This is a genomic window from Rhodoferax sp. UBA5149 (assembly GCF_002413825.1).
Classification (GTDB): Bacteria; Pseudomonadota; Gammaproteobacteria; order Burkholderiales; family Burkholderiaceae_C; genus Rhodoferax.
On record NZ_DHXT01000060.1, the window covers coordinates 1 to 18,818 of the forward strand.

The 18,818-nt window shown below is 60.2% G+C and carries 21 protein-coding genes and 1 pseudogene; 15 read left to right on the plus strand and 7 right to left on the minus strand.

Annotated features, from left to right (window positions below):
• Both B3V69_RS04720 and B3V69_RS04725 read left to right on the plus strand, forming a co-directional pair.
• Positions 1 to 306, plus strand: a pseudogene (locus tag B3V69_RS04720) (prop effector); the annotation flags it as partial.
• Between the two features lie 155 nt (positions 307 to 461).
• Positions 462 to 839 carry a YXWGXW repeat-containing protein gene (locus B3V69_RS04725; protein WP_296444276.1) on the plus strand — a complete coding sequence of 126 codons (378 nt, stop codon included), beginning with the start codon at positions 462 to 464 and terminating at the stop codon, positions 837 to 839.
• A gap of 6 nt (positions 840 to 845) precedes the next feature.
• On the opposite strand, the gene B3V69_RS04730 is transcribed toward B3V69_RS04725, so the two are convergent.
• Entirely contained in the window at positions 846 to 1,982 is a 1,137-nt protein-coding gene (locus tag B3V69_RS04730) for an iron-containing alcohol dehydrogenase (RefSeq protein ID WP_296444278.1), read from the minus strand.
• Between the two features lie 53 nt (positions 1,983 to 2,035).
• On the opposite strand from B3V69_RS04730, the gene B3V69_RS04735 reads away from it, so the two are divergent.
• Positions 2,036 to 3,019, plus strand: coding sequence for an alpha/beta hydrolase (locus B3V69_RS04735; protein WP_296444280.1), 984 nt, complete (start codon positions 2,036 to 2,038; stop codon positions 3,017 to 3,019).
• Positions 3,012 to 3,890, plus strand: coding sequence for a YbgC/FadM family acyl-CoA thioesterase (locus tag B3V69_RS04740; protein WP_296444282.1), 879 nt, complete (start codon positions 3,012 to 3,014; stop codon positions 3,888 to 3,890). The genes B3V69_RS04735 and B3V69_RS04740 overlap by 8 nt, the downstream gene beginning before the upstream one ends.
• A gap of 28 nt (positions 3,891 to 3,918) precedes the next feature.
• On the opposite strand, the gene B3V69_RS04745 is transcribed toward B3V69_RS04740, so the two are convergent.
• Complete coding sequence (locus B3V69_RS04745; protein ID WP_296444284.1) at positions 3,919 to 4,848, minus strand: YgfZ/GcvT domain-containing protein; 930 nt, start codon at positions 4,846 to 4,848, stop codon at positions 3,919 to 3,921.
• Between the two features lie 47 nt (positions 4,849 to 4,895).
• On the opposite strand from B3V69_RS04745, the gene mltG reads away from it, so the two are divergent.
• From mltG to B3V69_RS04780, 7 genes are all read left to right on the plus strand, one after another.
• On the plus strand, positions 4,896 to 5,879 hold the full coding sequence (mltG, locus tag B3V69_RS04750) for an endolytic transglycosylase MltG (RefSeq protein WP_296444286.1): 984 nt from the start codon (positions 4,896 to 4,898) through the stop codon (positions 5,877 to 5,879).
• Between the two features lie 6 nt (positions 5,880 to 5,885).
• Entirely contained in the window at positions 5,886 to 6,536 is a 651-nt protein-coding gene (gene tmk, locus B3V69_RS04755) for a dTMP kinase (protein WP_296444288.1), read from the plus strand.
• On the plus strand, positions 6,533 to 7,534 hold the full coding sequence (locus B3V69_RS04760) for a DNA polymerase III subunit delta' (RefSeq protein WP_296444290.1): 1,002 nt from the start codon (positions 6,533 to 6,535) through the stop codon (positions 7,532 to 7,534). The genes tmk and B3V69_RS04760 overlap by 4 nt, the downstream gene beginning before the upstream one ends.
• Before the next feature lie 9 nt (positions 7,535 to 7,543).
• Positions 7,544 to 7,906: a PilZ domain-containing protein gene (locus tag B3V69_RS04765; protein ID WP_296444292.1), complete on the plus strand. Its 363-nt coding sequence runs from the start codon at positions 7,544 to 7,546 to the stop codon at positions 7,904 to 7,906.
• Positions 7,907 to 7,951: 45 nt separating this feature from the next.
• A complete protein-coding gene (locus B3V69_RS04770; protein WP_296444294.1) occupies positions 7,952 to 8,746 on the plus strand; it encodes a TatD family hydrolase in 795 nt (264 codons plus the stop codon).
• A complete protein-coding gene (locus B3V69_RS04775) occupies positions 8,743 to 9,426 on the plus strand; it encodes an ankyrin repeat domain-containing protein (RefSeq protein ID WP_296444296.1) in 684 nt (227 codons plus the stop codon). The genes B3V69_RS04770 and B3V69_RS04775 overlap by 4 nt, the downstream gene beginning before the upstream one ends.
• Positions 9,427 to 9,524: 98 nt before the next feature.
• Positions 9,525 to 10,394 carry a crotonase/enoyl-CoA hydratase family protein gene (locus tag B3V69_RS04780; protein WP_296444297.1) on the plus strand — a complete coding sequence of 290 codons (870 nt, stop codon included), beginning with the start codon at positions 9,525 to 9,527 and terminating at the stop codon, positions 10,392 to 10,394.
• A 26-nt stretch (positions 10,395 to 10,420) separates the two neighbouring features.
• On the opposite strand, the gene B3V69_RS04785 is transcribed toward B3V69_RS04780, so the two are convergent.
• The 5 genes from B3V69_RS04785 to B3V69_RS04805 all read right to left on the minus strand — a co-directional run bounded on the left by B3V69_RS04785 (position 10,421) and on the right by B3V69_RS04805 (position 16,623).
• Positions 10,421 to 11,335, minus strand: a complete 915-nt coding sequence (locus tag B3V69_RS04785; protein ID WP_296444298.1) for an adenylate/guanylate cyclase domain-containing protein — start codon at positions 11,333 to 11,335, stop codon at positions 10,421 to 10,423.
• A 57-nt stretch (positions 11,336 to 11,392) separates the two neighbouring features.
• Positions 11,393 to 12,394, minus strand: a complete 1,002-nt coding sequence (locus tag B3V69_RS04790; protein WP_296444299.1) for an LD-carboxypeptidase — start codon at positions 12,392 to 12,394, stop codon at positions 11,393 to 11,395.
• A gap of 4 nt (positions 12,395 to 12,398) precedes the next feature.
• Positions 12,399 to 13,769, minus strand: coding sequence for a tRNA adenosine(34) deaminase TadA (gene tadA, locus B3V69_RS04795; RefSeq protein ID WP_296444300.1), 1,371 nt, complete (start codon positions 13,767 to 13,769; stop codon positions 12,399 to 12,401).
• 10 nt (positions 13,770 to 13,779) lie between these two features.
• A complete protein-coding gene (locus tag B3V69_RS04800; RefSeq protein WP_296444301.1) occupies positions 13,780 to 14,418 on the minus strand; it encodes an FMN-binding negative transcriptional regulator in 639 nt (212 codons plus the stop codon).
• Positions 14,419 to 14,526: 108 nt separating this feature from the next.
• Positions 14,527 to 16,623: an AAA family ATPase gene (locus tag B3V69_RS04805; RefSeq protein WP_296444302.1), complete on the minus strand. Its 2,097-nt coding sequence runs from the start codon at positions 16,621 to 16,623 to the stop codon at positions 14,527 to 14,529.
• Positions 16,624 to 17,069: 446 nt separating this feature from the next.
• Between B3V69_RS04805 and B3V69_RS04810 the strand changes: the two genes are divergently transcribed.
• The 4 genes from B3V69_RS04810 to istA form a co-directional block, all read left to right on the plus strand.
• Entirely contained in the window at positions 17,070 to 17,246 is a 177-nt protein-coding gene (locus B3V69_RS04810) for a type II toxin-antitoxin system HicA family toxin (RefSeq protein ID WP_273119555.1), read from the plus strand.
• Between the two features lie 16 nt (positions 17,247 to 17,262).
• A complete protein-coding gene (locus tag B3V69_RS04815) occupies positions 17,263 to 17,679 on the plus strand; it encodes a type II toxin-antitoxin system HicB family antitoxin (protein ID WP_296444303.1) in 417 nt (138 codons plus the stop codon).
• Positions 17,680 to 17,771: 92 nt separating this feature from the next.
• Positions 17,772 to 18,149, plus strand: a complete 378-nt coding sequence (locus tag B3V69_RS04820) for a DUF262 domain-containing protein (protein WP_296444304.1) — start codon at positions 17,772 to 17,774, stop codon at positions 18,147 to 18,149.
• A 59-nt stretch (positions 18,150 to 18,208) separates the two neighbouring features.
• On the plus strand, positions 18,209 to 18,818 hold a 610-nt coding region (istA, locus tag B3V69_RS04825; RefSeq protein ID WP_296444305.1), incomplete at its 3' end, for an IS21 family transposase.

Genomic DNA, 18,818 nt, shown 5'->3' on the forward strand with positions numbered 1-18,818 from the left:
TCCAGCGAAGACTTGGCGCCGAAGTTTCGTGCCCAGTTGATCGCGGCGTTTGAGGCCTCCGGCCTGACACGCCAGGAGTACCTGCTAAGGGTGCAGACGAACAACGTCGAAGCCACCACCTTGCTGGAAGAGGCGCTCGCTGAGCACGACCAAAAGCGGGCCAAGCAAGAAGCCCTGGTCAGAGCCTTCGAGGGCAGCGGCAAGACACTCGAAGAATTTGCCGAAATGTACGGCTTGGACACACGCGATGTGATTACAGCGCTTGATCGACATCACCGCCTGCAAACGCCTGCTACCAACCCCTGACGCTCAGGTGACGGCATGGTGCGCTTGGCCCAGGTGTGTGGGGTAGCGAACAGACTACTGCGGTAGGGAAGGCTACTGTCAATTCCGCTTGCCAGTACGTATTCGACGTACGGATTGCAAGACGCAGTTGTTGTGCCCTTACCAAGGAAAATTGTATGAAATTTCGTAAATCATTACTCGCGGTGTTGTGCGTCGCGTCGCTTGGGGTCATTTCCGTACCCATCACGGCGAGCGCTGCAACAGGTATCTATTTCAACATCGAGCCGCCACCGCCGCGTCAGGAAGTGGTCCCTGCGCCGCGTCGTGGTTACGTGTGGGCGCCAGGCTATTGGGACGCACGAGGCCAAAGGCATGTGTGGCGAGCCGGACATTGGGAGCGTCAACGCAGAGGCTACCACTACATCGCGCCGACCTGGACTCAACGGGACAACCGATGGGAACTGCAACGCGGGCGCTGGAACAGGGGTGACCGTGATGGCGACGGCGTTCCCAACGCGGCTGATCGTGCGCCAAGCGACCCGACGCGTCGCTAAGTAGCGCTACATCGCCTGGGTCAGCATCTCGCGGTACTCATCGGCGGTGGCGATGCGCGGATTGGTCTTGTGACAATGGTCGGCCATCGCGCCGGCGATGATTTTGTCAAACCAGTCACTTTGCACGCCCATGGCCGCCAGCCCGGTGGGCAGTTCCAGCCGGGCGTTCATGTCTTTGATTGCGTCCGGAATGTCACTGCTGGAAGCCAAACCCATGGCATGCGCCATGCGCTGCAGGCGATTTTCCTTCTGAATTGATTCGGCGGACGCGTTAAACCTGATCACGGCCGGCAAAAACATGGCGTTCAGCGTGCCGTGGTGCAGGCGCGGGTCGACGCCACCCAGGCTGTGGCTGAGCGAATGCACGCAGCCCAGGCCCTTCTGGAACGCCATGGCGCCCTGCATGGAAGCGCTCATCATGTTCAGGCGCGCTTCGCGGTCGCTGCCATCGCGCGTGGCGCGCTCAATGTGCGCCCAGCCGCGCGTCAGGCCGTCCAGCGCAATGCCATCGGCTGGCGGGTTAAAGAGCGGGGCCATGAAGGTTTCCATGCAGTGCGCGATGGCGTCCATGCCGGTTGCGGCCGTCAGTTTGGGGGGCAAGCCCAGGGTGAGTTCGGGGTCGCAAATGGCGGCCTTGGGCACCAGATGCCAGGAGTGAAAGCCGAGCTTGCGGTGGTCGTCCACGATGATGATGGCGCCGCGCGCCACCTCGCTGCCGGTGCCGCTGGTGGTGGGTACCGCGATCAAGGGGGCAACGCGCTGCGTGATGCGCGGTGAGCCGCCTTCAATCGTGGCGTAGTGGGTCAGCGGGCCTTCATGCGTGGCCGCAATCGCCACGCCCTTGGCGCAATCGATGGCCGAGCCACCGCCGACGGCAATCAGGCCATCGCAGCCTTGGAGCTGGTACACCGCGGCGGCAGCGCGCACGGCGGCCTCGGTCGGGTTGGACGGCGTCTGGTCAAACACCGCTACCGTCATGCCGGGCAGGGCATCCAGCGCTTTTTGCAAAATGCCGGCCGCTTTGACGCCGGGGTCGGTCACGATCAGCGGGCGACTGATGCCCACACGCTCACACTCCTGCTTGAGCAGTTTGATCGCACCGAAATCGAACTGGATTTGAGTCACGTAGTAGATAAGTGCCATGGCGTTTTGCGGTGTAGGATAAAACATGCACTTTAACAAGAACAGAAAGCGCCATGAGTCACCACCGTAACCCGCGCGCCCTGCTGACACCCGCCATGCACAGCGTGCTGGAGCGCATGGCGCGCGCCGGGCAAGTGCCGCTGCATGCGCTCACGCCCCAGCAAGCGCGACTTGCCTATGAAGTAGGTTCTGGTTTTCTGGAAATTCCATCGCCCAAATTGCACCGGGTCGAAGATTTCACCCTTCCCGCGCGTGACGACCACGCTTTGCCGGTACGGCTCTATGCACCGGCAGGCGAAAACTTGCCGGTTCTGGTTTATTTCCACGGCGGCGGTTTCACCATTGGCAGCGTGACGACGCACGATGTGCTGTGCCGGACTTTGAGCGGTCTGGGCGATTGCGCGGTGCTGTCGGTGAACTACCGGCTGGCGCCCAAATACAAATTTCCGGTGGCTCATGACGATGGCTGGGATGCCGTGCAGTGGGTCGCCCGCCACGGTGCAAGCCGGGGCCTGGACGTCAGCCGCATGGCCGTGGGCGGCGACAGTGCGGGCGGCACGCTGGCCGCGGCGTGCGCCCTCCAAGCCCGTGACGCAGCCTTGCCATTGGCATTGCAACTGCTGTTTTACCCCGGTTGCGCGGCGCACCAGGACACGCCCTCGCACAAAACCTTTGCCCACGGCTTTGTGCTGGAAGAGCCGAACATCACGTATTTCTTCAACCATTACCTGCGCACGGCGGCTGACCGCGATGATTGGCGTTTTTCGCCCTTGAACGCACCGGATGTGGAGGGCGTGGCGCCCGCCTGGTTCGGCTTGGCCGAATGTGACCCTTTAGTCGATGAAGGCGTTTTGTACGCTGACAAGCTACGCGCCGCCGGTGTACCAGTGGATCTGGAGATTTACCGGGGCGTGGTGCACGGCTTCATCATGATGGGCCGTGTCGTTCCAGAGGCCCACCGGGCGCACGCCGACGCGGCACGTGCCCTTAAAAAAGCTTTTCTGACTACTTCTCAATCGAACATCGAACATGACTGACACCGCCCGCCAGGATTTCCGTTTTTTCCACCGTCTGCGCGTGCGCTGGGCCGAGGTGGACATGCAAAAAATTGTGTTCAACGCCCACTACCTGATGTACTTTGACACCGCCATATCGGACTATTGGCGCGCCCTGGCCTTGCCGTACGACAGCACCATGCAGTCGCTGGAAGGCGATTTGTATGTCAAAAAAGCCACCGTTGAATTTCACGCCTCGGCGCGGGTGGACGACCAGCTGGACGTGGCACTCAAATGCAGCCGCATCGGCACTTCGTCAATGGTGTTCACGGGCGCCATTTTTCGGGGCGAAGAGCACCTGATCAGTGGCGAGCTGATTTACGTGTTTGCCGACCCGAGCACGCAAACCTCGAAGCCAGTGCCCGTCGCGTTGCGCGACGTCTTGCTGGGGTACGAGGCCTGGGAACCCATGGTACGGCTTGAGCTGGGCACCTGGCAGGCGCTGGGGGCGGCAGCCAGCAAGGTTCGTACTGAAGTTTTCGTGGAAGAGCAGCGCATTCCGGTCGAGATGGAGTGGGATGAGGCCGACGCGACCGCCGTGCACGCCCTGGCCCGCAACCGGCTGGGCCTGCCCGTGGGCACCGGGCGTCTGCTGCAGCAGGCCCCTGGCGTGAGCCGAATTGGCCGCATGGCCGTCAACCGCGTGGTGCGCGGCTCGAACGTGGGGCGCGATGTGCTGCGGGCCTTGATGCAAGCCGCGACCGAGCGCGGCGACCATGAGGTGCGGCTGCACGCGCAACGCACGGCCAAGGGCTTTTATACCCGGCTGGGCTTTTTGCCGTGCGGCGAACCGTTTGAAGAGGCCGGCATCGTGCACCTGGAGATGGTCCACGCCTTGCCATTCGGCCAATAGACCGTCGCGGTGCCTGCCAACGCGGGTGTTAAATGTCGGCCAGCAAAGGGTAGGGCAGCGGCGCCAGCGCAAGCGAGGGACCGTCCGCAGCCCCCAGATGCAGGCTGCCTGCTTCCACGGCCGCCACCTGCGCCGAGACAATCGCGTCAAAACCGCCGGCGGCAGAGCCAGCGGGCACAGCAGCCGCCTGCGCGATGATGCCGCAGGGTTGGGCGTCATCACCCGCTTGAAATACTTCGTCGCCCGCCTTCAGCGGTGCCTCCGAATGCACCAGATAGGCGCGGCGCTTCAGGGTGCCGCGAAACTGGCTGCGCGCCACCACTTCCTGGCCCGGATAGCAGCCCTTCTTGAAGTTCACGCCGCCGACCGACTCGTAGTTGAGCATTTGCGGCACAAAGGCTTCCACGATGGGCGCGCTGATCATGGCGATGCCGCTGCGCACTTCACCCCAGCACCAGTCTTGCTCGCTGAGGGCCGCGCCTGTCGGCGCCGCCTCCGCCGCCGGTGCCAGCCACAGGGCCCGGTGCACACCGTCAGCCGGGTAGAGGTAGACCACAGATGCATTGCCAATATCGGTCTTGGCCCACGCCGATTGGACGCCACCAGCTATTGATTCGATAGCGTCACCGGCCAAGCCAAACAAAACGTAGTCGCTGCTGGTGTCGGTCAGCTTGACCTTGGCACGCAGGACGAACATCGACAGACGTTTGAGCGTAGCCGCCAGAATGTCGCGGCTGCACACCAGCAGGATCTCGGTGGGGCTGCGTTTGAAGCCGATAAAACTGGCCTGCATCCGGCCTTTGGCCGAACAAAAGGCGGCCAGTCGGGCCTCCGACAAGCCCAGCAGTGAAAAATCCTGGGTCAGCTGGCCATGCAGAAATTGGGCGGCATCAACACCCTCCACGCGGATCACACCCAGATGAGAAAGTGGGGCGACGCCATTCAATTGGTTTTTCATGGCGTGAATTATCATCTGCCGTTGATTTCTTGGAAGGCTGTAGGGCTGTGCGTCGTCTCTTTGCATTATTTGTTGTGATCGTGGCCCTGCTGGGCGGCGCTGCCGTCTGGTGGCTGAACCAGCGCCTGGCCGTGAGCGCCGAGTCGGTTGACCTGTCGGTGGACCCGGGCACCTCGGTGCGTGGCGTGGCACAGGCGGTCTGCGATGCGGGGGTGCAGGTCAATCCGGCACTGCTCTATTGGTGGTTTCGCCTGTCGGGGGATGCGCGCCAGATCAAAGCCGGTAGTTACGAGATCGAACGGGGTGTCAGTCCGCGCAAGCTGCTGCGCAAACTCGTGCGCGGCGAAGAGTCGCTGCGCGCCGTCACCTTGGTGGAAGGCTGGAACTTTACCCAGGTTCGCGCTGCGCTCTTAAAAGCAGAGCAGCTTAAGCCCGATACACAAGGGCTGACGCCTGATTTGATCATGAGCTCTTTGGGGAAACCGGGTGTCCACCCGGAAGGTCGTTTCTTCCCCGACACCTATAACTACGCCAAAGGCAGCAGCGATCTGGCGGTGCTCAAACGCGCGATGCGGGCCATGGACAAAAGGCTGGAGACCGCCTGGAGCCAGCGCCAGCCCGATACGCCGCTGAAGACGCCGGAGCAGGCGCTGATTCTGGCCAGCATTGTCGAAAAGGAAACCGGCCGCGCCAGTGACCGGCCGCTGATTGCCGCGGTCTTTTCCAATCGGCTGCGCATCGGCATGATGCTGCAAACCGATCCCACGGTCATCTACGGCCTGGGTGAGAAATTTGACGGCAACCTGCGACGCATTGACCTGCAAACCGACACGCCCTGGAACACCTACACCCGCATCGGCCTGCCGCCGACCCCGATTGCCATGCCCGGCAAGTCGGCGTTGCTCGCGGCGGTGCAACCGGCGCCCAGCAAAGCGCTGTATTTTGTATCGCGCGGCGACGGCACCAGCCAGTTCAGCGCCAGCCTCGAAGAGCACAATCGGGCCGTCAATAAATACCAGCGTGGGCAATAGCCGCATATGACGACAACGGACGGACTCTTTATCAGTTTCGAAGGCATTGATGGCGCGGGAAAATCCACCCACATCGACGGGCTGGCACAGGCGTTTCGGGCCCAGGGCAGGGCGGTAACGCTCACCCGCGAGCCGGGCGGCACAGCGCTGGCCGAAAAACTGCGCATCATGGTGCTGAACGATCCGATGGACGCCATGACCGAGGCTTTGCTGGTGTTTGCGGCCCGGCGTGACCATCTGCAACAGTGCATCGAGCCGGCGTTGGCCCGTGGCGATGTCGTTCTGTGTGACCGCTTTACCGATGCCACCTTTGCCTACCAGGGCGGCGGGCGTGGGTTCGATCTTCAATTGCTATCAATTATGGAGCAGTGGGTGCAGGCTGTACGGGGGCCAGAGGTCGGTTTCATCAGACAGCCAGATTTGACCGTGTGGTTTGATCTGCCCGCCGAAATCGCAGCGCAGCGTTTGGCCGGCGCCCGAACCCCAGACAAATTCGAGGCCCAACCGGTCGAGTTTTTCAGGCGTGTGTCGGACGGCTACCTGAATCGCATGACGGCGTCCCCCGCTCGTTTTGCCCGGATTGCCGCAGACAACACGCGCGACGCCGTCTGGCTGGATGTCCTGCAAGCGGTTCAGATCAAGGGGTGGCTGCCATGAGCGACAGCGCTTTGGCGCCCTGGATCGCCGCACAAGCCACGCAACTGTTGGCGCAACGCGGGCACGCCTGGCTGCTGGCGGGTCCGTCCGGGCTCGGCCAGTACAGCCTGGCGCTGGCGCTGGTTCGCGCCTGGCTTTGTGAGCACCCGTCAGCGCACGGCGCCTGTGGCAGCTGCGGCAGCTGCCACGCGGTTGATGTGCACACCCATGCCGATTTGTGCGTGCTGATGCCGGAGACCGTGATGCTGGCGCTGGGCTGGCCCCTGAGCGAAAAAGCCCAGTCCGACATTGACGACAAAAAGCGCAAGGCCAGCAAAGAAATTCGGGTCGACGCCATGCGTGACGCCGTTGAGTTTTCGCAGCGCACCAGCGCCCGGGGCCGCGGCAAGGCGGTGCTGGTTTTCCCGGCCGAGCGCATGAACAACATCACGGCCAATGCGCTGCTCAAGACGCTGGAAGAGCCGCCCGGCGATGTCAAGTTTGTCTTGGCCAGCGACGCCGCCCACCAACTGTTGCCCACCATCCGCAGCCGCTGTCTGGGTCACAGCATGGTCTGGCCGGACGCGCATGCCGCTTTGGCGTGGATCGAAGGGCAGGGCATCGCAGCTGCGTCGGCCGCCGTCATGCTGCGCGCCGCCGGGGGTCGCCCGGAGGACGCCCTGCTGTTTTCCCAATCAGGTCGCGACGCGCAGACCTGGGTCAAGTTACCCCAGGCGATGGCGCGGGGCGACGTGAGCGTGTTGAAAGACTGGTCACCCGCGCAAGCGGTGGACGCCTTGCACAAGCTGTGTCACGACATGCTGGCCGTCAAAACCGGCGCCGATTCAAGGTTTTTTGAAGCCGCTGACTTGCCGGCCGGTGGCTCTGTGACCACGTTGACGGCATGGGCCAAGGCGCTGGCTTCTGCCACGCGCACCGTGGAGCATCCCTTTAATGCCGGTTTGATGCTGGAAGCGCTTGTGAGTCAGGCCCAAACCGCCCTAAACTCAAGGCATTAGATACGGCTCATGAGTAACTCACCTCCACCCACCTCGCGCCCCAGCGTCATTCAATTGGCGATCAAGGAAAAGTCCGCGCTTTATGCGGCTTATATTCCCCTGTTTTCGGAAGGCGGCATCTTCATTCCGACAACGCGCGAATACAAGTTGGGCGACGACGTTTACGTCTTACTGTCTCTGCCAGAAGACTCCCAACGTTACCCGGTGGCGGGCAAAGTGGCGTGGGTGACACCCGCCAAGGCCTCCAACAACCGGACCCAGGGCGTTGGCATCTCATTTCCGAAAGACGAAAAATCGCGGGCGCTCAAGCACAAGATTGAAGAAATTCTGGGTGCCCACATGGCCTCGGATCGACCGACACAAACCATCTGAGCCTGCGGCCGCGCCGCCAGCCAGTCTGGCATCCCCTGACCCACCATGTTTACCGATTCACACTGTCATTTGACCTTTCCAGAGCTCACCGCGCAACTGCCTGCCATCCGGCTGGCCATGACGCAGGCACAGGTTGACCGTGCCTTGTGCATCTGCACCACGCTGGAAGAATTTGCCGCCGTCCACGAGCTGGCGACCCGGTACGACAACTTTTGGGCGACGGTTGGCGTTCATCCCGACAATGAAGGCGTCACCGAGCCCAGCCTGCAGGATCTGTTGACCCGGGGCCAACTGCCGCGCGTGGTCGGGATTGGTGAAACCGGGCTCGACTACTACCGCCTGGGGGACCGCAGCGTGGCCGACATGGCCTGGCAGCGCGACCGGTTTCGCACCCATATTCGCGCCGCGCGGCAGCTGGCCAAGCCGCTGGTCATTCACACCCGAAGCGCCTCGGACGATACCCTGGCCATTCTCAAGGAAGAGGGCGAAGACGGCAGCACGGCTTGCGCGGGCGGCGTGTTTCATTGTTTTACCGAAACCGCCGAGGTGGCGCGAGCGGCGTTGGACTTGGGGTTTTATGTCTCTTTTTCCGGAATTTTGACCTTCAAGAACGCACAGGATCTGCGCGATGTGGCAGCCTTTGTGCCGCTGGATCGTCTGCTGATTGAAACCGACAGCCCTTATCTGGCGCCCGTGCCCTACCGCGGGAAAACCAACAATCCTTCGTTTGTGCCGTATGTCGCAGCGCAGTTGGCTGACATCAAAAAATGCCCAGTGGAACAAATCGCCGAAATCACCAGCCGGAACTTCGAGGCGCTGTTCAAAGGGGTTTTGTTGTGAATCCGGGCGCCATTTTTAACTTCAAAAATTACATTAAGATTGCTTTATATCTTATTGTTTTTTATGGATATTCTCTTGCATATTCAGGCTCGTACGACGATTTCTTCACAGCCATCAAGCGCGATGATGCCGACACGGTCGCCGCCTTGCTAAGCAGGGGTTTTGACGCCAATACGCTCAATCCGGCCGGCGAGCATGGTCTGTTGCTCGCGGTTCGGGAGCCCTCGCTCAAGGTCGCGGCAGTTCTGATCCACTGGCCCAAAACCAATGTCGAGGCGCGCAACCCACAAGACGAAAGTCCGCTCATGCTGGCTTCGCTGAAAGGTCTGACCGAGATTTGCCAGCAACTTATTGCCAGAGATGCTGACGTCAACAAACCAGGCTGGGCACCGCTGCATTACGCCGCTACGCACGGGCATCTGGCCGTGATGGCCTTGTTGCTCGATAAACATGCCTACATTGACGCCGCCTCACCCAATGGCACGACGCCACTCATGATGGCGGCGCAGTACGGCACGCCATCGGCTGTGAAGCTGCTGCTGGAGGCTGGCGCAGATCCGATGCTCAAAAACGAACAGGGCTTGTCGGCCATCGACTTCGCGCAACGCGCCGCTCGTGCGGAGTCAGCCGAGATCATTGCCGCCTTTGTCCGTGGCCGCCAGCCCAAGGGAACATGGTAAGTTGGACTCCATCGTACTTTATACGATGTATATTATGTTAATAAGAAACTTAACAACGCTGTGATCGGTACCCAATGCAAACACCAGAAGGAATACCCATGAACTACCAGACGCTCTCGTGCGACACACAGGATCGCATCATGACTTTGCGATTGAATCGGCCCGAGCAACTCAATGCTTTCACCGTCGAGATGGCGAATGAGCTAATTGACGTTTTCGAACGCGCTAGCGAAGACGACGCGGTGGGTGCCATCGTGGTCACCGGCACGGGGCGTGCTTTTTGCGCGGGGATGGACTTGGCGGTGCCCGGCAACGTGTTTGGTCTCAACGAGGCGCTTCGCCCGACGATGGCCGACATGTGCGAGCGCTTTGACGATCCCGAGATCGTCAACGGCGTGCGTGATACCGGTGGCAGAGTCGCGCTCTCGATTTACAACTGCAAGAAACCCGTGATCGCGGCGATCAATGGACCCGCCGTGGGCATCGGGGCGACGATGACACTGAGCATGGACGCGCGTATCGCATCGTCGAGCGCCAAGTTCGGTTTTGTGTTCGGGAAGATTGGCATCGTGCCTGAAGCTTGCTCATCGTGGTTCTTGCCGCGACTGGTGGGCCTTGCCCAAGCCCTGGAGTGGGTCTACACCGCAGACATCTTCGACGCGCAAGAGGCATTGCGCGGCGGCTTGGTCCGCTCCGTTGTAGCGCCGGAAAACCTGCTGGACGAGGCCTATCAGTTGGCACAGCGCTTTGTCAGACGCAAGTCACCGGTGTCCATTGCGCTGATGCGGCAAATGATGCTGCGAAACAGCACAACCGACCCCGTGACGGCGCATCGCATCGAGTCTTTGGCGATGTTCTACACGAGCATCGGAGACGGCAAGGAAGGGGTAGCCTCGTTCCTGGAGAAGCGTAAGCCCGAGTACCAGGGACTCGCCAGCAAAGACATGCCCCCGTTTTATCCCTGGTAGTTGACGCGTTCGACCGCTTGCTACGGTCAGGACACCGAAAAGCTTACGGTAGGTGCACTCAGATCGGCAAAGGACGATCCGAGGGCGATTTCACCGCGTCCGTGCAAGACGCATTCTTCCCGTCGCAGCAGCAGGTCTGAGCCGCCGCCCGAGAAACGGACCCAGCAGCCATAAGAGCTGACGTCCACCAGCATGACACTGCCATTGCGCCAGTCAATGCGGGCGTGGGTGCGCGACACGCGCGGGTCGTTGACAACAAACTCAGCCTGATGGACGCGCCCAATGTGAATCGGCAGTTCGAACGACTTGAAGGTTTTCTTGGCGTCCAACCAGGTCAGCTCAATCTGCCCTCCCAACGCATCGGTGTTGGCGGAGTCGAACAAGGGAATATGGTCCGACAGCATGGTCAGAAAATCCGAGGCGACATCTTCCTGCCATTCGACCTGGTAGACCGTGCACGGCTCGGCTCGCCCCCGAATGCTGATCGGCCCCAGAATACGAAAGCGCACGCCCTCTGCTTCTTCGGTGCCGTCCAGCGCCGCGTTATTGGCCCATATCTGGTGCGGACCGGAGAGATCACTCAGACGAGCCGCTATATTGACGGCATCTCCATAGCAATCACCGGCCACAATTTCGACATCGCCACTGGCAACGCCAATGCGGATGGGCATGCGGTTGGCCAAGGGTATCTGGGTCATGCGTTTTTGATGCACGCGTTGCATCTCCACGACGGCGTTGATGGCAGACGAATTGTCTGCAAACAAGGCCAGCACCCCGTCGCCCAGCATTTTGACAACGCGGCCACCATGCAATTCAACTATTTTGGCAATCCAGGTCGTTACCTGAGTCACGGCCTGCGTTGCCCGAGCGTTACCCAAGGCTTCAAAAGCACTTGTGCTGCCGTAAAGATCGGCAAATACGACAGTCGTGTGAACGCTCATTCCCTGGTGATTCCGTTTCTTGATCCTGAACACAGTTTAGGGCATATCCATCCCTAATTAGACGTGGCCCCAAAAGAGTAAAGCATCGCGCCCTTCCACCATCAGATCGGTTTTGACACCCACCGGCAGTATCACTTTGGTGGCGACATGGCCGTAGGGCAAGTTGGTCAGCACCGGTACCTTGATCTGCTGGCGCAGCCAGTTCACCACGGTTTGCAACTTATATCCCCGGTCGTGCGGCAGCAGTTTGTACTCGGTGAATTGACCCAGAACGATCGCCTTTTGGCGCCCCAGCACACCGGCGTGAAGCAGTTGGGTCAGCATGCGCTCGATGCGATACGGGTGCTCAGCCACATCTTCCAGAAACAGGATGCCACCTTTGATATCCGGAAAATAGGGCGTGCCCAGCAGAGAGGTCAACACCGCCAAGTTGCCGCCCCACATGACTGCCTTCTTTATACCAAATGAGGCTCTATCCCCCGTGCTTATTGCGTCACCAGCTATAGAATCAGTAGCGCTTGGGTTGCTCTCCCGGTTTTGCCGCCAGCCTGCGCCCTCCCCCTGCCCCTGGACGAGATCCTCAAAGCAGGCCTCCATGATGTCGTCCGGCACCTGTTCTTCGCCATGCCCATGACCATCCGCCATGTCAGGCTTGCCACCCACGCCAAAACCTTCGCACAGCGCCGGCCCGGCCCAGGTGACAGCGCCGGTGCGAGCCAACACGGCATTTTGAAACGCCGTGAAATCGCTGATGCCGACAAACAAGGTCCCGGCCTCGATCGCTTTGGCCACGGCTTTGTAGCGGATGCCGTCCAGAATGCGGGTCAGGCCATAACCACCGCGCGAAATCAGGGCAACGTCGGCGCCGCTGGCGGCGGCGCGGTGAATGGCGGCCAGCCGGGTCTCGTCGTTGCCGGCGAAGCGCAAATGGCTGGCCAGTGCCGCTTCGTCAATCTCGACCTCATGCCCCAGCGCCTTGAGTCGCGCCACACCGCGTCGAAAAGCAGGCTTGTCGCGCACCGCACCGGAAGGGGAATAGATATAAATGTGTTTTTTCACGGGCTCAATTGTTGGCTTGGGGAGATACAAAATAATTGACCGCCGCCTGTGCGATGGGCGTGCCATGTTCCTGCACAAAGTGCCCGGCCTGTTCCACGAGCATCGGCTCCGGGCAGCCCCGAATCAGTTGCTGCAACGCCCGCATGACCGGCAGACCCAGCACCGGGTCCTGCGTGCCGATGGCCATCAGGGTTTGGCCCGACCAGCGTTTTTGCCAGAAGTCACGGGCCTGGCGTGAGATGGCGGCGCCGTCTGAATCTTCGAATTCCGGCACCATCGGGGGAAAAGCCCGCAGTGCCGCACGGTGGCCGCGGTCCGGAAACGGTGCCATGTAGGCGGCGCATTCCCCGGCGCTCATCTGCGGGTTGCCGCGGGCAAACAAGCGGGCGACGTCAAATTCGGGGTTTTTGGCGCACATGTCGCGCCAACCCAGAAATCCCGGTGACAAAGGCGCGTCGCCGGTACCCAGCGTGGTATTCATCACCAGCAGGCCACGGTAACGCGGTTCGGCAGCCATCGGCAGCGTCAGCCCCAGCAAGCCACCCCAGTCTTGCACCACCAGCACGACGTTTTTCAGATCCAGCCTTTCGACCAACTCCAGCAGGACCTGGCGGTGCCAGCTGAATTGATGAAACGCGTCTTTCTTGGGTTTATCGCTCTTGCCAAAACCGATCAAGTCGGGTGCCACCACCCGGCTACCGGCTGACAGAAATACCGGAATCATTTTTCGGTACAGGTAACTCCAGGCCGGGTTGCCATGCAGACAGAGGTAGGTCAGCGGCGCGGCGCGCGGGCCTTCATCCAGGTAATGCATGCGCAGGCCACCCAGACTGGGCAAGTCACTGACGTAATGCGCTGGCCAGGGGTAGTCAGGCAATTGGTCAAACCGCGCGTCAGGTGTTCGCACGGCGTCATCGCGTACAGGGCTGCTGTTCATTCGGGTCTCCTCGCGTTTTTGTTTGAAAAAGTCCTGCAACAGGACGGAACACTCATGCGCCAGCACCCCGCCCTGCACTTGCGTGTGCGGGTTCAAGCGCGGGTTGGAGAACAAGTCCAGCACCGAGCCCGCGGCACCGGTCTTGGGGTCAGGTGCACCAAACACCACGCGTTGGAGGCGTGCATGCAGCATGGCGCCGACGCACATGGCACAGGGCTCCAGCGTGACAAAAAGTTCGCAATCCATTAGCCGGTAGTTGTCCAAGGCCAAGGCCGCCGCGCGCAAGGCCACAATTTCAGCGTGAGCGGTCGGATCGTGGCGACCAATGGGGGCGTTGCTGCCCACCGCAATCACCTGACCGTCCCGCACCACCACCGCTCCCACGGGCACTTCACCGGCGACCAGGGCGGTGCGCGCCTGCGCTAGGGCAAGCGCCATGAAGACAGCATCAGCCATCACCAGTCGGGCGCTGCGGTGCCATGCCAAGGCGTTCCATCCAGGAGGCCAGCGAACGCTCGTTGTCGTTACCCGATGCATACATCGCCTTCATGGATTCAAACGATTCAGGTCGGTGCTGATTGATTTTCAGCTTGCATTGCAGATCCGTCACCCGGAGTTCAAAACCAACAATACCGGCCAGCATCTTTTGCGCAAACTCATCCCCCAAAGCCCGCCACTGCTCGGCATAGGCCGGTTCGTGGTCGGCAATGAGTTTCTTGAGCAGCGCGTCCTTCTCAGTCGGGTCTTCAACCAAAGAGGCCTGCACCGTACAGTGCACCGCCAGATAGTTCCAGGACGGCACGCGGGTCAAATCCGGGTACACGCGAGGCGACAGGTAGGCGTGCGGCCCCATGAAAGTCACCAGGGCCCGCGGGCGGGCGCCCAGGTAACGCCAGTGCGGATTGGCCTTGGCGACATGTCCCAACAGAACGCTTTGGCCGCCCTGTTCCTCCAGATGCAGTGGAATGTGACTGACAAAGGGCAGACCGGTATCGTCGACGCTGATCAGGCTGGCAAGGGGATTGGACCGTATCAATTCGGCCGCGTTCGAATTATTTTTTGAATTGAACTGCGGGGGTAAGTACATGGTCTGCCGACTGTATCGATTGGGTTAGGGGGTCCATGACGCGGGCCAAGGGACGCGACGGCGTCCCCGGATCACTCCCGCTCGATTATCTCCTGCATCCGCCGCCAATTATGAATCGCGTGATTCGGCCGCCTCGAAGCTGCGGATCTCCAATAGCGCCTCGCTCAGGCTCATCTCATTGGCTGCCAGCAACTTGCCGACCAGATGCTCGGTCAGGGGCTTGAGTCGGGCCAATACCGCTTTGGTTTCGCTGTACAGGCGCTCGTTCTGTGCTTCCATGATGCTGCGCGTTTCCTCGTCCACTTGGCGGCCGCCGCCGTCGCTGTCACGGGTGAGCGCCCCGAAGTTCAGGCGAGTCTTTCGGTACATGCCCATCTCGCCCACCGCGTGGTGCAACAGCCGCGTCACGCGGGTGATATCGTTGTGAGCCCCGTTGGTAGTGCCTTCCTCGCCAAAGAACAGCTCCTCGTTGGCCATACCGCCCAGCAGCACGCGCACTTCGTGTTCAATGTCGCCCTTGGTCTTGAGCAGGTTGGCCCCCTGTTTGTGAAAGACAAAGCCCAATGCGTTGGTGCGGGCGTTGGCCTTGAGCGAAATCTTGATGGTCTTCATGTCGGTCAGGATATTCTCCCAGTTGCCATGGGTCAGCTGGCGCTCGTGCTCCAGGTCCACCAGGAAGTGGCCCCATTCATGCACGGCAATGATGCGGCGGTCGCGTTCGCGTTCCTCGGTGGTGTGGATATTGACGTTGCCCACCAGCACACGCTCGGCGGCCTGCATGAGGGTAGCGGCACCGATCATCTCGCCCGCCTGCACGGCCGTGATGCCAGCCTGGCTGACAATGGTCTCCAGGTCCGCCGGACTGCGGCCCTCGGTCACCTCCACCAGTTGACGCAGGTCCAAGTCGGGCAGCACCTTGTTGGCGCGCTGGCTCAGGTAATAGCCGATGATCGCCAGCCGCTCTTCCCGGTTCGGCATGCGAAAGTCCACCTTCATCTGGAAGCGGCGCAGCATGGCCTCGTCCATCTCCATGGTTTCGCTGTTGAAATTGCTGGCCACGATCCAGATGATCTCGGCTTCGTTCCTGCTGCGCACACCATCCAGCACGGACAGAAGCGTGTTCGCCGTGTCATCGTCGAACTTGCGGCGGCCGCCGCGTTTCATGAAAAGATCCTGCGCCTCGTCCAGAAAGACGATGCAGCGCTTGCGCCGCTTGGCCATGGCCATGATGCGGCTGAGCGTATTCGAACCGCCCGCGACAAAGCCCGTTTCCAGGTTGGCCGCGGAGTGAAACAGGATGGGAAGCCGCAGTTCCTTGGCCAGGTAGCTGGCCAGTTTGGTCTTGCCGGTACCCGCCGGGCCACTGAACATCACATTGAAGGGCTTGCTGATGCCGTACTCGGCATATTCCGCGCGGCGCTGATACTGGTCCTTGATCTGCGCCACCTCGGCCTTGATATCGTCCATGCCCACCAGATCGTCAATGGAGCCGTGCACCTGCGCCGGCTCGATGAACTTGAGCGACTTGAACTGGCCCTTGAGCTGCGAGTACAGAAAGGCCAGTACGCCGAGCGTCAGTGTTGCCGACAACACACCGCTGACGCCAGCCTTCCAGCCGTCCTTCTCGGACTGCGGGCGAGCGCTGGCAAAGCGCTGGTCGAGGCGCTCGAACAATTCAAGGCTGCTGGGCTTGAGCTCGCTACGCGGAATAAAGGCAAGCTTGCCGCCCCACGGCGCGGTGACAGCCTTGTCGGCGAAGATCTTGGTCTCCATATCGCTCGGATAATACGCGTGCTGCTTGCCCTGCGATTCGATAAGGATAATGCGCTCCGATACATTCCACATCAGTGGCTCATAGATCACAGTGACGCGCTCGACCGGGTTCGTTTCGAGAAAGTTCAGCACCGAGCCGGTGCCGAACACCACGGGTAGCTTGTCGTTGAGCGCCCATACACCCTCGCCCGCCTTCCCGGCAACGGCCATCATGGTCTTGACCTGCGCAGCCACGGCGGCCTGCTTCTGGATCAGCATGAACGAATAGATAGCAGTAGCGGGAATCAGGACGGCCATGACCAGCACGGTCAGCTTGACGGCCACCGGTTGGATCACAAACCAGTCCTGCAGCCGACTGGCGGCCTTCTTGATGGCGAGCCACAGGCCCGTTAAGGCCGACGCCGCGTCGTTGGGTTTCGATAAATCTGACATGGCAGTCCTCCGTGGCGCGCTACGCCGAGTTCCGGAACCGCAACACATGGCTCACAATCACGCCGGTCTGAAGCCTCTTTGATGCAGCCGCCGCGGAAAGCGCCTTAAAGAAACGCCGACTGGCCGTTGGAGTCTGAATCAGGGCTTGAGGTTCCGCCTGCCATTCTACGCAGGGACCCACCGGGCTTTATGTGCGCTGGCACACACCGACAGCCCGGATCAAGAAGGGCATTACTCCCACTCAGATGTTAATGAGGGATAAAAAACCAATGAAATCAATAGGTTGGCACTGGTTATGTAATTTGATGCCATAAAAAATACCATGTTGAGTTTTTCGCGGACGTTTCTTGCTCTTGGATGCTTGGCATGATATCACGGCAGCGCGAAAAATAACACAAGTGTTTCATTTCACTTGACAAACACAACACTTCTGTTAGGCTTCGCACATGAACTCCAAGCAGATGAAGAAATGGCTAGAGCAACAGGGCGCGACTTTCCAGCCCGGTAAAGGTTCGCACCTGAAGGTGTTTCTGAACGGCAAGCAGTCTTCCCTCCCCATGCACGGTACCGCCGAGCTTGGTAAAGGGCTAGAAGCCGCGATCAAACGACAGCTTGGTTTGTGAAGTGAAGGAGAAAATGATGTTCGACTACCCCGTGACCTTGACCCCCGATGACGGCACCGTGCTGGTCACGTTTGCCGACGTGCCCGAAGCCATCACCTTCGGTGCCGATGAGGATGAAGCCCTGCTGAACGCAATCGACGCGCTGGAAACAGGCTTGTCGTTCTATCTTGATGCTCGCAAACCGCTACCCGTCGCCAGTCAGCCGGCAGCTGGACAAAAGACCGTGCGGCCATCGGCGCTGGAATGTGCCAAGCTGGGCGTCTACCAAGCGATGACCGATCAGGGAATCAAGAAGGCGGAACTCGCCCGCCGCTTGGGGTGGCATATGCCGCAAGTTGATCGCTTGTTCGACTTGCGGCACGCCTCAAAGCTCGACCAGATCGAGGCTGCGGCCAACGTGCTCGGGAAACACGTTCACGTGCAGATTGCCTGACACAAACGAAAGTACTGTGAGATTTTCGGGTGAGGCCAGCAAGCCTAAATGAAAGTTGCCGCTAAAACTTACAACAAGAGGGAGGGTTGCGTATGAAAGCAACGGCCGTATCGCTGCTCGCACTATTCGAAACAAAAATGCAGCTTGAGGTGCCGCTATTTCAGCGGCAATACATTTGGCAACGAGAGAAGCACTGGGAACCTCTCTGGGAAGATATCCAACGTAAGTTCACCGATTATCTGGACGGTCGCAAAGACGCCCCCGTTCATTTTCTCGGCGCAATGGTGCTGGATCTCAAACAAACTCCGGCAACGCATGTAGGCAAGCGCCAAGTTATTGACGGTCAACAACGCCTAACCACATTTCAAATTTTCCTGTCGGGGTTCCGTGACTTTTGCAATGAACATGGCTGCTGTTGGCGCCGACCGAAAACTGACCCACTTATAGAGGTTGTGCCGATTCAAAACTGACCCAGGTGTTTTACTTGCCTTGCCTATTTTTTGGGCAGGGAACAAACAAGGTGATCACCATGGAAATATTGGGAAGAATTCGACGCATGCATCTACGCGACAAGGTGTCGCTGCATGAAATAGCCAAACGCACGGGGCTATCGCGCAACACGGTTCGCAGTTGGCTGAGGACGCCACAGGAAGTGGAGGTTCTGACCTACAGCCGCACGACTGGGTTTAGCAAGCTCAGTGGTTTTGTTGCAGAACTGGAGCAAGCCCTCAAAGCCGACGCGCTGCGCTCAAAAAAGGACAGGCGTACAGCGCGTGCATTGTTTGCGCAAATCAAGGCCAGCGGTTATGTCGGTGGCTATACCCGTGTCACCGACTTCATCCGCGCCTGGCGAGCCAACGCTGGTAAAGACGTAAAAGCCTTCGTGCCATTGAAGTTCGATCTGGGTGAGGCGTTCCAGTTTGACTGGAGCGAAGAAGGCTTGGTGGTGGGCTGCATTTACCATCGAATGCAGGTCTCCCACATGAAGCTGTGCGCGAGTCGCGCCTTCTGGCTGGTGGCCTACCCCAGCCAGGGGCATGAAATGCTGTTTGATGCCCATACGCGCTCCTTCTGCGCGCTGGGCGGCGTGGCGCGTCGGGGCATTTATGACAATATCGGCGGATGTCAAGACAGTTGTC